We start from the raw sequence: 14,029 nt of genomic DNA, 5'->3' as shown, positions 1-14,029 counted from the left end.
TATCAAGGGCCTTTTTATTCAGTTGGCTTTGGCCAGGGAGTCGTTATGTCCAGAAAAAGTTGTTTAATCAGGCTCTTTAAAACAACCGTTTCATGTAAGTTATTTACCGCGATTATACTCAGTGTTTTTTTAGTCCAACCAGCATTAACCTATGCAGGCGTTGTCATTGGTGGTACACGGGTAGTTTACTTAAGTAATAACCCAGATAAATCTATTTCTGTATTTAGCAAGGAAGAAAAAATTCCTTATCTCATCCAGGCATGGGTAGATCCGTTTAATAAAGAGGATAAAAGCAAAGCACCGTTTACCGTTATTCCTCCGGTATCACGATTAGAACCCGCGCAAGAAAAAGTATTACGTATTATTCACACCAAAGGTGTGTCATTGCCTGATGATCGCGAGTCAGTCTTCTGGCTAAATATTAAAAATATTCCGCCCTCTGCGAGCAACAAAGCGGCGAACTCACTGGAAATCGCAGTTAAAACGCGTATCAAGCTGTTCTGGCGACCGGCAAGCATTCGCCTGATTCCCGAAGATGCTGCACCGAAGGTGAAGTGGCACCGGGAAGGGCGAAACCTGATTGCAGAGAATCCCAACCCGATTCATATCAGTGTGATGGATGTCATCGTTGATGGTCATGATGTGCCCCTCAACATGATCCGTCCTTTTGAAACGCTCACGTTACCTTTACCTGCTAATTCTGCGGGAGGCCAAATGATCTGGCGATTTATTAATGATTACGGCGCAGTCAGTGACCCGATAAAAATGACGCTGTAAGCAAGGGAAAAGGATAGGCGTATTATGATGACGACCAGAATAAAGGTTGGCCTCACGGCAGGGACGTGTCTGATTTTCTCGCAAAGCCTGATGGCCGAGGTCAGTGTATTCAATCCGGCGCTTCTGGAAATCGACCATCAATCCGGAGTCGATATTCGCCAGTTTAATCGGGCAAACCTGATGCCCCCAGGTGTTTATAGCGTTGATATTTTTATCAACGGTAAAATGTTTGAACGTCAGGATGTGACCTTTGTTCAGGATAATCCCGATGCTGATTTACACGCCTGCTTTGTCGCTATTAAAAAAACGCTAACCACCTTTGGCGTAAAAGTTGATGCGCTGAAATCGCTCAATGATGTAGATGAAACAGTCTGTATTGATCCTGGGCCACGCATTGAAGGCTCATCATGGCAGTTCGACAGCGATAAACTGCAACTGAATATCTCCATTCCCCAAATCTATATGGATGCGATGGCTTATGATTACATCAGCCCCTCGCGTTGGGATGAGGGGATTAACGCGCTCACCATCAACTACGATTTTTCTGGTTCACATACTCTACGTTCGGATTATGGTTCACAAGAGACAGATACCAGTTATCTCAATTTGCGCAATGGACTGAATATTGGGCCGTGGCGATTACGCAATTACAGCACCTTAAATACGACCGATGGCAGTGCAGAATACAACTCTATAAGCACCTGGATACAACGTGATATAGCTGCGTTAAGAAGCCAGATTATGATAGGTGATACGTGGACGGCGAGCGATATCTTCGACAGTACGCAAATTCGTGGCGCACGCTTGTATACCGATAACGATATGTTGCCTGCCAGCCAAAACGGATTTGCCCCCGTAGTGCGTGGGATTGCAAAGTCTAACGCCACTGTCATTATTCGCCAGAATGGCTACGTGATTTATCAGTCAGCCGTTCCACAAGGTGCTTTTGAAATTACCGACCTCAACACCGCCAGTACAGGTGGTGATCTGGACGTAACCATCAAAGAAGAAGACGGTAGCGAACAACGATTTACTCAACCTTATGCGTCGTTAGCCATCCTCAAACGTGAAGGTCAAACTGATGTTGATGTCAGTGTGGGAGAATTACGCGATGAAGATGGCTTTACCCCTGACGTTATTCAGGCTCAGATCCTTCATGGTTTTCCCTACGGTTTCACCTTGTATGGAGGTATGCAGGCTGCTGAAAAGTATGGTTCTGCCGCTTTGGGTGTCGGTAAAGATCTTGGCGCATTGGGCGCAATTTCTTTCGATGTGACACATGCTCGCGCGAAATTTAGCCATGATGATACGGAAACCGGTCAGTCTTATCGCTTCCTGTACTCGAAACGCTTTGACGATACGGATACCAGCTTGCGCCTGGTTGGCTATCGTTACTCCACCGAAGGTTATTATACCCTCAATGAATGGGCGTCCCGGCGTAATAATCCTGAAGATTTCTGGGAAACCGGTAACCGCCGCAGCCGTGTGGAGGGAACGTTAACGCAATCACTGGGCAGAGATTATGGCAACTTATATCTGACATTAAGTCGCCAGCAGTACTGGCATACCGATGATGTTGAACGATTAATGCAATTTGGCTACAGCAGTAGCTGGAAGCGTCTCTCGTGGAACGTCTCCTGGAGTTATTCCAATACTGCCCGGCAGGGGACGGGGAACAACCATGCCAGTGATAACACCAGTGAGCAGATCTACATGCTCTCTTTATCTGTTCCTTTATCGGGCTGGTGGGGGAATAGTTATGCCACCTATTCTGTTTCACAAAACGATAATTCCGGTAGCTCACATCAACTTGGACTCAGCGGTACGGCGCTGGAAAGAAATAACCTTTCCTGGAATTTAATGCAGTCCTATAACAGCCATGATGATGAGGTTGGCGGTAATATGTCCCTGACCTATGATGGCACTTATGGCACGGTGAACGGCAGCTATAACTACAGCCAAAATTCTCAGAGGCTGAATTATGGTATCAGAGGGGGAATTCTGGCTCACAGCGAAGGCGTAACGTTAAGCCAGGAGTTGGGTGAAACCATAGCTCTTGTTAAAGCACCAGGGGCTGCCGGGTTAGAAATAGACAATATGCGTGGTGCTGCGACGGACTGGCGTGGTTATACGGTCAAGACACAGCTAAACCCTTATGATGAAAACCGGGTAGCAATCAGCGATAACTATTTCTCGAAGTCGAATATAGAACTTGATAATACCGTCGTTACGATGGTTCCCACCCGTGGCGCGGTGGTTAAAGCAGAATTTGTTACCCACGTGGGCTATCGCGTACTCTTCAAAGTGGTGAATGCAAAAGGTAAGCCAGCACCTTTTGGCGCTATTGCTGCCGCACAAAATACAAGCTCTGCTGATTCAGGGATTGTCGGTGACCTGGGGGAGCTTTATCTCTCTGGCCTTCCTGAAAAGGGGCAAGTGATGCTCTCCTGGGGGGAAAATGCCGCCACTACATGCACCTTCGATTATTCACTTTCAATACCAGAAAGTGAAAGCGGCTTAATTGAACAAGGTGTGACATGTCATTAAAAGGATTTTTATGAACAAGTATATTATACAGTGGTGCTTTACTGTTTTTATCTTCTCCTTTAGTGGTGCAACATTTGCGGCCCCAAAAGGTATCTGCACCTCAGATAATGGGGCCTTTCATAGCACACTTGATTTTTCCGGCTATCTGATTACGGCAGACGAGAACAGAGTGGGAGAGACCTTTAATAAAACCGTGACAAATGGGGACTCTTATCCTGCTCACTGCCATTGTGATACAGGGAAAGTGGGGGAGTTTCCTTATATTTACTATACAGCGAGAATAAACGAGGCCTTAAGTTATGCGGGTGTTCGTTCTAATGTAAACTACTTTAATTTGAATCCTAATCTGGATGTTGGAATATCGATAGACCTTCTCGGTGTAGGATACATTAATGCACCTTTTGAATACCATGCTAACAGGCCTACTGGAGGTTCATATAAATGTAGTCGCACGGACCCATTAAGTATTTCCAGTGGTGCAAAAGCAATAATTTATTTTTATATTAAGAAGACTTTTGCTGGAAAGTTAATTATTCCTGAAACTCTCGTGGCAAAATTGTACGGAACTATAAGCCGTGACACTCCGGTTGATTACTCACAACCTATGGCGGATGTTTATATTCGTGGCGATATCACTGCACCGCAAAGCTGTGAAATTAACAGTTTAAGACCCATTAATTTTGATTTTAAAGAAATTCCTGCAGCAGATTTTTCTTCGGTAGCTGGAAGTACCGTGACAACGCATAAAATTACCAAAACCGTCACCATTGAGTGTGAAAATTTAGGAATACTAAATACTGATGATATAAGTACCTCTTTTTATGCTACCGAACCCAGTACTGACAACTCAATGGTCGTGACATCAAACCCGAACGTTGGGATAAAAATTTATGATAAAAATAATAAGGAAATCAACGTTAACGGTGGTGAACTGCCGACAGATATGGGTAAATCAAACGTCTTTGGTGAAAAAGCCGGTAGCGTCACTTTTTCTGCTGCTCCTGCAAGCCTCACGGGGGCTCGCCCCGCGCCAGGAACATTTACCGCGACTGCAACGATAACAATTGAGATTGTACGCTAAACGAACTGACAGCGGTGTTCCTCACACCGTTGTCATCTTACGCATTTTTGTCCGCGAGTTTTCACTTTGCATGACAAAAAGATGACACTACTTTTCTTTTTCTTAGTCAATAAAATCAAAAAGTTAATTAATAATTCTGATTTGTCATAAAACTGTCATAAACCTTACATATAACTGTCACCTGTTTGTCCTATTTTGCTTCTCGTAGCCAACAAACAATGCTTTATGAATCCTCCCAGGAGACATTATGAAAGTTATGCGTACCACTGTCGCAACTGTTGTCGCCGCGACCTTATCGATGAGTGCTTTCTCTGTGTTTGCAGAAGCAAGCCTGACAGGCGCAGGTGCAACCTTCCCTGCGCCGGTGTATGCCAAATGGGCTGACACTTACCAGAAAGAAACCGGTAATAAAGTTAACTACCAGGGTATCGGTTCTTCCGGCGGCGTAAAACAGATTATCGCCAACACCGTTGATTTCGGTGCTTCTGACGCGCCACTGTCTGACGAAAAACTGGCTCAGGAAGGTCTGTTCCAGTTCCCGACCGTAATTGGCGGCGTGGTGCTAGCGGTCAACATTCCGGGGCTAAAATCTGGCGAACTGGTGCTGGATGGTAAAACGCTCGGTGACATCTACCTGGGCAAAATCAAAAAGTGGGATGATGAAGCCATCGCCAAACTGAATCCGGGTCTGAAACTGCCTTCACAGAACATTGCTGTCGTGCGCCGCGCAGATGGTTCCGGCACTTCTTTCGTCTTCACCAGCTACCTGGCGAAAGTGAACGAAGAGTGGAAAAACAACGTTGGTACTGGCTCTACCGTAAAATGGCCGATCGGTCTGGGTGGTAAAGGTAACGACGGTATTGCCGCGTTCGTTCAGCGTCTGCCGGGTGCAATTGGCTACGTTGAATATGCTTACGCTAAGCAGAACAACCTGGCGTACACCAAACTGATCTCCGCTGATGGTAAACCGGTTAGTCCGACCGAAGAAAACTTCGCCAATGCGGCAAAAGGTGCAGACTGGAGCAAAACGTTCGCTCAGGATCTGACTAACCAGAAAGGCGAAGATGCGTGGCCTATCACCTCTACCACGTTCATTCTGGTCCACAAAGATCAGAAGAAACCAGAGCAAGGCGCAGAAGTGCTGAAGTTCTTCGACTGGGCGTACAAAACCGGGGCTAAACAGGCGAACGACCTGGATTATGCCAGCCTGCCGGATAGCGTAGTTGAACAGGTTCGCGCTGCGTGGAAGACCAATATTAAAGACAGTAGCGGCAAGCCGCTGTACTAATAAAATTCAGGCCGGGTACGGTGTTTTACGCCGCATCCGGCATTACAAAATGACTTTGTAAACGCGTTTAACTGAAGAGTAACTTATGGCTGCAACCAAGCCTGCTTTTAACCCACCGGGTAAAAAGGGCGACATAATTTTCAGCGTGCTGGTAAAACTGGCGGCGCTGATTGTGCTATTGATGTTGGGTGGCATTATTGTCTCTCTGATCATCTCATCCTGGCCGAGCATTCAGAAATTTGGTCTGGCTTTCCTGTGGACCAAAGAGTGGGATGCGCCGAACGATATCTACGGGGCGCTGGTGCCGATCTACGGTACGCTGGTGACCTCGTTTATCGCGCTGCTGATCGCCGTTCCAGTGAGTTTCGGTATCGCCCTGTTCCTGACCGAGCTTGCGCCTGGCTGGCTGAAGCGCCCACTGGGTATCGCCATTGAGCTGCTGGCAGCCATTCCAAGTATCGTGTACGGCATGTGGGGGCTGTTTATCTTCGCGCCACTGTTCGCCGTTTATTTCCAGGAGCCGGTCGGCAATATCATGTCGAATATCCCGATTGTCGGCGCGCTGTTCTCCGGCCCGGCCTTTGGTATCGGTATCCTCGCGGCAGGCGTGATCCTCGCCATCATGATTATTCCGTACATTGCAGCGGTAATGCGCGATGTGTTCGAACAAACCCCGGTGATGATGAAAGAGTCGGCCTACGGTATTGGCTGCACCACCTGGGAAGTTATCTGGCGTATCGTTCTTCCGTTCACCAAAAATGGTGTTATCGGCGGCATTATGTTGGGGCTGGGGCGCGCGCTCGGTGAAACCATGGCGGTGACCTTTATCATTGGTAACACCTACCAGCTCGACAGCGCCTCGCTGTATATGCCGGGCAACAGTATCACCTCTGCGCTGGCCAACGAATTTGCGGAAGCGGAATCCGGTCTGCACGTTGCTGCACTGATGGAACTGGGCCTGATCCTGTTTGTGATTACCTTCATCGTCCTCGCCGCATCGAAGTTTATGATTATGCGCCTGGCTAAGAATGAGGGGGCACGCTAATGGCTATGGTTGAAATGCAAACCACTGCGGCACTGGCTGAATCCCGCCGCAAAATGCAGGCGCGTCGCCGCCTCAAAAACCGTATTGCGCTGACGCTCTCAATGGCGACGATGGCCTTCGGTCTGTTCTGGCTGATCTGGATTTTAATGTCCACCATCACTCGCGGTATCGACGGTATGTCGCTGGCGCTGTTCACCGAAATGACGCCACCACCCAATACGGAAGGCGGTGGTCTGGCGAACGCCCTGGCGGGTAGCGGCCTGTTAATTTTGTGGGCTACCGTATTCGGTACGCCGCTGGGCATTATGGCGGGGATTTACCTGGCTGAATATGGTCGTAAATCCTGGCTGGCAGAAGTGATTCGCTTTATTAACGACATTCTGCTCTCTGCGCCGTCGATTGTGGTTGGTCTGTTTGTTTACACCATTGTGGTGGCGCAGATGGAGCACTTCTCCGGCTGGGCGGGCGTGATTGCGCTGGCGCTGTTGCAGGTGCCGATTGTTATCCGCACCACCGAGAACATGCTGAAACTGGTGCCAGACAGCCTGCGTGAAGCGGCTTATGCGCTGGGTACACCGAAGTGGAAGATGATCGCCGCGATCACGCTGAAAGCGTCGGTGTCCGGGATTATGACCGGTATCCTGCTGGCGATTGCCCGTATTGCCGGTGAAACCGCGCCGCTGCTGTTTACCGCGCTCTCCAACCAGTTCTGGAGCACGGACATGATGCAGCCGATCGCCAACCTGCCGGTGACGATCTTTAAGTTTGCGATGAGCCCGTTTGCGGAATGGCAGCAACTGGCCTGGGCCGGGGTGTTGATCATTACCCTGTGCGTCCTGCTGCTGAACATTCTGGCGCGCGTTGTATTTGCGAAGAATAAACACGGTTAACACTTTGCCGGATGCGGCGTGAACGCCTTATCCGGCCTACGGTAAGCCTGATTCGCGAAGTGCATCAGGCACGATGAGGAAAAGATTGCAATGAGTATGGTTGAAACTGCCCCGAGTAAAATTCAGGTTCGTAATTTGAACTTCTACTACGGCAAATTCCATGCCCTGAAAAACATCAACCTGGATATCGCTAAAAACCAGGTAACGGCGTTTATCGGGCCGTCCGGCTGCGGTAAATCGACGCTGCTGCGTACCTTCAACAAAATGTTTGAACTGTACCCGGAGCAGCGTGCGGAAGGTGAAATTCTGCTTGATGGCGACAACATCCTGACCAACTCTCAGGATATCGCCCTGCTGCGTGCGAAAGTGGGCATGGTGTTCCAGAAACCGACGCCGTTCCCGATGTCCATCTACGACAACATCGCCTTTGGCGTTCGTCTGTTTGAGAAGCTCTCCCGTGCCGACATGGACGAGCGCGTGCAGTGGGCATTGACCAAAGCCGCATTGTGGAACGAAACCAAAGATAAATTGCACCAGAGCGGTTACTCTCTCTCTGGTGGTCAGCAACAGCGTCTGTGCATTGCGCGTGGTATCGCCATTCGCCCGGAAGTGCTGCTGCTCGACGAACCGTGTTCGGCGCTCGACCCCATCTCCACCGGGCGTATTGAAGAGCTGATCACCGAACTGAAGCAGGATTACACCGTGGTGATCGTCACCCACAACATGCAGCAGGCTGCGCGTTGTTCCGACCACACGGCGTTTATGTACCTGGGCGAATTGATTGAGTTCAGCAACACGGACGATCTGTTCACCAAGCCAGCGAAGAAACAAACAGAAGACTACATCACCGGTCGTTACGGTTGATTCAGGAGTGCGTTATGGACAGTCTCAATCTTAATAAACATATTTCCGGCCAGTTCAACGCCGAACTGGAAAGTATCCGCACGCAGGTGATGACCATGGGCGGCATGGTGGAGCAGCAGCTTTCTGATGCAATCACCGCGATGCATAACCAGGACAGCGATCTGGCGAAGCGCGTCATCGAAGGCGACAAGAACGTCAACATGATGGAAGTGGCGATCGATGAAGCTTGCGTGCGCATTATCGCCAAACGTCAGCCGACGGCGAGCGACCTGCGTCTGGTTATGGTGATCAGTAAAACCATTGCCGAGCTGGAGCGTATTGGCGACGTGGCGGACAAAATCTGCCGTACTGCGCTGGAGAAATTCTCCCAGCAGCATCAGCCGTTGCTGGTAAGTCTGGAGTCGCTGGGCCGTCATACCATCCAGATGCTGCACGACGTGCTGGACGCGTTCGCGCGGATGGACATTGACGAAGCGGTACGTATTTATCGGGAAGATAAAAAAGTCGATCAGGAGTACGAAGGTATTGTTCGTCAACTGATGACCTACATGATGGAAGATTCGCGCACCATTCCGAGCGTACTTACCGCGCTATTCTGTGCGCGTTCAATCGAACGTATCGGCGACCGCTGCCAGAATATTTGTGAGTTTATCTTCTACTACGTGAAGGGGCAGGATTTCCGTCATGTAGGCGGTGATGAGCTGGATAAACTGCTGGCCGGAAAAGACCCGAAAGAGTAACGCTAACAGTAGGTCAGATAAGGCTTTTACGCCGAATCTGGCAATCAGCCCGGTCATACATAGCTACCGGGCTGATAAACTTTCTCCCTGAAATATTGCCACACAAACTCACCTCGAAACTCTCCCCAGTGCAATGCAAATATATTATTTCATTTGAATTATTTTACTTTTAATGTAGTGCCCCGTTATAAAATTTTTTTTGTTATTCCTTTCATTTATATCGTTACCCGCACAGAAAATGGAAAAGAAAACAAAAAACCAGGGTAAAAGCCCTATATCGGAACATAAAAAATGAGCGATTTTTTACAGTATTCATAGGTGGTTTAGTCATAATCGTATCAAAACAACACCAAAGTGTTCTTTTTTATACAAAACGGTTATGTATTGTGAGCGGGCGAATAAATATTGTGTTCAGGAGAAATGATTATGGCTATATCATCATATAGTACAGTTACAGATAAATTTGCTACTCTGACTAAAATGCCAGATGAAAATCTGAATGAAAAAAATAGAACGCAAAAATATTCAGGAAAAATTGGTTTGTCTCTTGATGATGTGGGTAAGTATTCAGTAACTCATAAAGATATAACAAACATTTTAGCTGGTGATAGTCAATCTTTTCTTAAACGAAGTCTTTGGGAGTTTATACTCGATCTTTTTCCCATGTCTCATATTAAGGAGGCTAAACAAGCCATTGTAGATTTTGTGACGAAAACTGATGATAAAGTTGAGATGTTTAATAGAGTTAAATCTCTCGCCGATCAAGATCAACAATGGCGCTTTAATACGACTACAGAATTTACTGTAGATGAAAATAAAGACATTATTGTTAGTAGAGTATTTAATATAAATATTAATGCGCAAGATTATCATAATGATGCTGAAAAAAACACAATGCGTTCTTTATTTTCTGAAGAACTCAGCTTGGATATTTATAAGCATGATATTCATTTTGATCAGAAGGCTTTTCAATCAGGGATGCTGAAAATACAGTTCCCAAATGATAATGAAAAGCTTAGCGTATATTTAAAAAATAAAATCCCCTTTGAAAATATCACAATCGATTTATCTGCGCTGGAAAAAGAAGCCCTGGCATCTCTAAAATATTGTAACTTTAAAAAAGTGACATTCACTGGTGCTATATCTTACGAAAATCTTAATGGTTCAGTATTTGGAAATCGTTTTTTTGAGGACTGTATTTTCGAGAATGTGTCACTTGTTAGCTCCAGGTATCGAGTAAAACCAAATAATGAAATACCTATTTACGGCGTGTTTAAAGAGTGTTTTCTGTATCGATGTGAAATAAAAAATTTTAACATAGACACATCAAAAATATACTCTGTAAATCAAGATCCCAATGTGGGTAAGCCAGTTGGTGCATATCTGTTTATGCAGTCATTTGTATATGAATGTACTCTTCTGAATGGAATGTGTAAAAATGCAAGTATTATTGCAAGCAGTTTGTTATGTTGTAAAATAGCAAAGCTTAATGGTGCTGAAATGGATTTCATAGGGACTTCGTTTTATCACAAATATAGATGTGAATTAAAATATGATAATCATTTTTATATGTGTGATTTTAGCTCCTCTGATATGACATGCAAACGAAATGGAATTCGCAAAGATTTACTGGATTTTGATCCCAGAGAATATTTCAAAAAGGATGGAGGTAAACTTAATCTGGATAAACACATTTCAAACCTTATCTACGTTAATATTTTTCCTAATATGAGTGGTGGTCGTTATATAAATGATAAATACGTTGCTGGTGATATAGAAAAATATTTAAAACTTAGTAATTGCAATTTACTTGAAACTTGTTTGGGCGAGTCAATCAATGGAATTACCTTGAATGATTGTGCTATTGATCATTTAACCACTTGGTTAAGTGGTAATCTTGCTGCGAACACCCAGATTAGAATTCCTGTTTATATGGACATGAAAGGAGCTATAGCTGAAAATGGCATTTCAGATTTCATGAAAAATTTAATGGAAATTAATTCATGGGTAGAAGAATTTAATAATCATGGCAAGGATGCGGAAAGTCATTACCAAAAGGAACTATTATATTTACAATCTTTGTTGGTCAAACTGGGGCGCTTCAATCTTGATGATGAAGGAAAAAAATATCAACTTAATGGTGAAGCTATCCAGTATATTATATTAAAAGTTTTGTACAATATAGAAAAAGATATAGCCAATGAAATAGATATTGATAAAGTGAATTTCATGCATAAGCTCTATACTGGATTCTTTTGGCAAAGACCTTACGATCAACGTAACTATTTAAAAATAAATCGTTCTGCTATTTCAAACAGCAAAACATTTCACTTCCACTTTGATTTTAATGATTTGCGGGATATTTACAAAGACTATAATAATAATCATGAAGATGATAATTTTGATAAAATGCAAAAGATTTTTTTAGCATTGAATGAATTTAAGGAAAGAACGGAAATAAATTACAGGGATTATAGGAATGTATCAAAATATGTAGATGATAAAGTCGATTTATTCTCTAGCATTGAGCAATATTTACGGTGGATAATTGAGAAAAATAATGACTATAATAAGGAGAATTATGGAGATATAAAAGACAAATATGCCAAACTTATGGTTGAAAGAAATGACTTAGTCGACACTAAGGATCAATTGATTAAAGAGGTTTTTTACTTAAATAATAAAGACAATAAAGATAAAAAATATGCTGACAGAATTAATGAGATTAAGGGAATAATAAAGACAATAGATGAAAAAGTACCAAATATAAGTAAAGAGATTCTACATCTTAAGGATGAAACAGAGAGATTGGAGAAAGAGTATGAACAAGAAAATACACTTAATGATGTAGTTCAAAATATCAGGAGTTGGCTAAAAGAAAATCAAAATATGGTGAAAGCTATTAAGAAAATTGATACTGAATAACATGGCGAATAAATAAACGGATCAAGTCGTTCCTGTGACAATGAGGTTATACAAAAAGACGCTTACTCATCAGAAATCTGGTATGCTTTAATTAAACCAGTGTCGCTGATGTGTAAGCGTTGACGTTGGGAGACGATTAAATGGTTATACCACTCCTACGCCTTTTCCAGACGGCGTATAAGAGTGCAACATGTTGAGTTTTCCGAGTGAATGGTGCATTTTACTAACCGAGCCATTTGAATCAACCAACGCAATAAAAAAGACTGGAATAATAAGCCTGTATTTATTATTCATCGCAATCGCACTCTACGGTTTTATCCTGCAGAAATGAGACTACTTCCAGCGGTTGTGGATTATCCCTGGGCGATAGTCATAGTCTGGTGTCAGGATTCACAAATGACCTGTTACCTGACATGGATATAAACACAACATAGAGTGCGGTAGTTAATCTGAATCATCTATTTTTCGGCTACACAGCACAAAACAACATTATTGATTCTTTATAAGAGAGAATCTCTCCATCATTTTTATATAAATCATTATTAAGAAAATCCAGAAGCTCTTGCCTTACACTATAAATATTGGCTTTTTGGTCAACCAACGACAGTAATATATCCTTGATACATTTTAATTTTATATCTCTATCAGATATTGTATTAAGTGTGAAGATGATATTACGTTTATTAGAACTGGAGAACCAATATTTTAGAGTATTATTCGTCCACTTTGTTGGTGTCTTAATTAGTTGTGCTGTTGTTGTTTTTACATTGTTAAACGTAGAACCGCTAAAATTTGTCCCGACGCACGAAATGAAATTCATTTCTGAATTGTCAAAATTGCAATTCTTTATCTCACACATATCAAAATTAATATCATGAAATGTCGAACATTTCATGTTTGCATGTGAAAATAAACATGCAATAAACGTTATATATTGCAAATTGGAATGACAAAAAGATTTATTTTTAAAATCAAAGGAACAGGTTTTTTTGACTTTGAAGTTGTTATTATATCTGCAATGTAAAGAAATCATGTTTTTTATTAACTGATAACACCACTGTGATGATTCTGGTAATTCATTGGTGTATAAAAGGACGTTTTCATCGAATATAACCTGTGCATTATGGTTATTTATTGAAGATATATGGAAGCTATCATTTGTTAAAGCTATGGTTGTGCTAAAATTATGATGGTGATCATAGCTCATGAAATCAAATGTAACAATGTCGTTGTTTCCTTTCCTTTCTTTTCTTTGTGATATGCGTTTAAAAAAGAAATATTTTCGATCTGTTCATCAGTTAATGTAAATGGCATTTCGTCATCAAAGAAAGCATAATCGGCATTTGGGACTGGAATATTTTCAATTGAGCATAGTTTTAATAAAAAAATATGAAAACAATGGAACTTATTTTTGTCAATAAGAGAACTTAATCTCTGTTGTATCTTCTGTAGTTGTCCTTTGGGAAGTAAATGCTGTAAATTTGAAAAAGAGCCATCTAAAACATATTTGTATGTAAAAAGGTCATCTCTTGGACCATTTATTAAAAAATCGTCAGACAATTTAGAAAAACGATTGAGATGACATAAATATTCCATTTGCTCCATGTCTATATACTTATGGGGAACTGCGTGGTTTGGTGGTGTGCCAATAAGATTATCCATAAATCACCTTGATAAAATTTAATAAAATCTATTTATTTTAACCTCGACAATAAAAGCGGCTATAAAAAAACGCTCATTTTCTGTTGCTGCGGTTAACCCGTGGAATGTACCGTTAACCCCCAAAAAATTGCAAATCCAGGGTGAACACCCTGGGTTAAAATGGAAATAATGAGCTATTTTTTACAGTATTCACCGGTAATATAAGTAACA

9 protein-coding genes and 2 pseudogenes are annotated in these 14,029 nt (G+C 43.2%); 10 read left to right on the top strand and 1 reads right to left on the bottom strand.

All coding sequences use genetic code 11. The annotated features are described in order from the left end of the window. Window positions 1–45: 45 nt before the first annotated feature. From lpfB-O113 to ACJHYW_RS13735, 10 genes and pseudogenes are all read left to right on the top strand, one after another. Window positions 46–777, top strand: a complete 732-nt coding sequence (gene lpfB-O113, locus ACJHYW_RS13780; protein WP_000088122.1) for a long polar fimbrial chaperone LpfB-O113 — start codon at window positions 46–48, stop codon at window positions 775–777. Window positions 778–801: 24 nt separating this feature from the next. After that, window positions 802–3,324 (top strand): long polar fimbrial usher protein LpfC-O113, encoded by a 2,523-nt coding sequence (gene lpfC-O113, locus ACJHYW_RS13775; protein ID WP_061092919.1) that lies wholly within the window; start codon window positions 802–804, stop codon window positions 3,322–3,324. Window positions 3,325–3,334: 10 nt separating this feature from the next. After that, window positions 3,335–4,405, top strand: coding sequence for a fimbrial protein (locus tag ACJHYW_RS13770; protein WP_061092918.1), 1,071 nt, complete (start codon window positions 3,335–3,337; stop codon window positions 4,403–4,405). Window positions 4,406–4,652: 247 nt separating this feature from the next. Continuing rightward, window positions 4,653–5,693 carry a phosphate ABC transporter substrate-binding protein PstS gene (pstS, locus tag ACJHYW_RS13765; protein WP_000867150.1) on the top strand — a complete coding sequence of 347 codons (1,041 nt, stop codon included), beginning with the start codon at window positions 4,653–4,655 and terminating at the stop codon, window positions 5,691–5,693. Window positions 5,694–5,778: 85 nt separating this feature from the next. Then, complete coding sequence (gene pstC / locus ACJHYW_RS13760) at window positions 5,779–6,738, top strand: phosphate ABC transporter permease PstC (protein WP_000741620.1); 960 nt, start codon at window positions 5,779–5,781, stop codon at window positions 6,736–6,738. Continuing rightward, window positions 6,738–7,628 carry a phosphate ABC transporter permease PstA gene (pstA, locus tag ACJHYW_RS13755; protein ID WP_001251985.1) on the top strand — a complete coding sequence of 297 codons (891 nt, stop codon included), beginning with the start codon at window positions 6,738–6,740 and terminating at the stop codon, window positions 7,626–7,628. The genes pstC and pstA overlap by 1 nt, the downstream gene beginning before the upstream one ends. 90 nt (window positions 7,629–7,718) lie before the next feature. Further along, window positions 7,719–8,492 carry a phosphate ABC transporter ATP-binding protein PstB gene (gene pstB / locus ACJHYW_RS13750; protein WP_000063125.1) on the top strand — a complete coding sequence of 258 codons (774 nt, stop codon included), beginning with the start codon at window positions 7,719–7,721 and terminating at the stop codon, window positions 8,490–8,492. A gap of 14 nt (window positions 8,493–8,506) precedes the next feature. Beyond that, the gene (phoU, locus tag ACJHYW_RS13745) at window positions 8,507–9,232 is read left to right on the top strand and encodes a phosphate signaling complex protein PhoU (protein ID WP_000377785.1); all 726 of its coding nucleotides are present in this window, start codon (window positions 8,507–8,509) and stop codon (window positions 9,230–9,232) included. Between the two features lie 426 nt (window positions 9,233–9,658). Continuing rightward, window positions 9,659–9,806 (top strand): annotated as a pseudogene (locus ACJHYW_RS13740) (hypothetical protein). After that, complete coding sequence (locus tag ACJHYW_RS13735; protein WP_137083082.1) at window positions 9,773–12,157, top strand: type III effector protein; 2,385 nt, start codon at window positions 9,773–9,775, stop codon at window positions 12,155–12,157. Before ACJHYW_RS13740 ends, ACJHYW_RS13735 begins: the two are co-directional and overlap by 34 nt. Before the next feature lie 469 nt (window positions 12,158–12,626). Here the strand turns inward: ACJHYW_RS13735 and ACJHYW_RS13730 are convergent. Beyond that, window positions 12,627–13,819, bottom strand: a pseudogene (locus tag ACJHYW_RS13730) (type III effector protein). Between the last annotated feature and the right edge of the window lie 210 nt (window positions 13,820–14,029).

Origin of the sequence: Escherichia sp. WS3063 (genome assembly GCF_046486595.1) — a bacterium.
In the GTDB taxonomy this organism is placed as follows: domain Bacteria; phylum Pseudomonadota; class Gammaproteobacteria; order Enterobacterales; family Enterobacteriaceae; genus Escherichia; species Escherichia coli.
This window is presented reverse-complemented; position numbering and strand designations above follow the sequence as displayed.

Coding starts and splice junctions, on each gene's coding strand:
- lpfB-O113 (WP_000088122.1), top strand. CDS start 46: ATGTCCAGAAAAAGTTGTTTAATCAGGCTCTTTAAAACAACCGTTTCA.
- lpfC-O113 (WP_061092919.1), top strand. CDS start 802: ATGATGACGACCAGAATAAAGGTTGGCCTCACGGCAGGGACGTGTCTG.
- ACJHYW_RS13770 (WP_061092918.1), top strand. CDS start 3,335: ATGAACAAGTATATTATACAGTGGTGCTTTACTGTTTTTATCTTCTCC.
- pstS (WP_000867150.1), top strand. CDS start 4,653: ATGAAAGTTATGCGTACCACTGTCGCAACTGTTGTCGCCGCGACCTTA.
- pstC (WP_000741620.1), top strand. CDS start 5,779: ATGGCTGCAACCAAGCCTGCTTTTAACCCACCGGGTAAAAAGGGCGAC.
- pstA (WP_001251985.1), top strand. CDS start 6,738: ATGGCTATGGTTGAAATGCAAACCACTGCGGCACTGGCTGAATCCCGC.
- pstB (WP_000063125.1), top strand. CDS start 7,719: ATGAGTATGGTTGAAACTGCCCCGAGTAAAATTCAGGTTCGTAATTTG.
- phoU (WP_000377785.1), top strand. CDS start 8,507: ATGGACAGTCTCAATCTTAATAAACATATTTCCGGCCAGTTCAACGCC.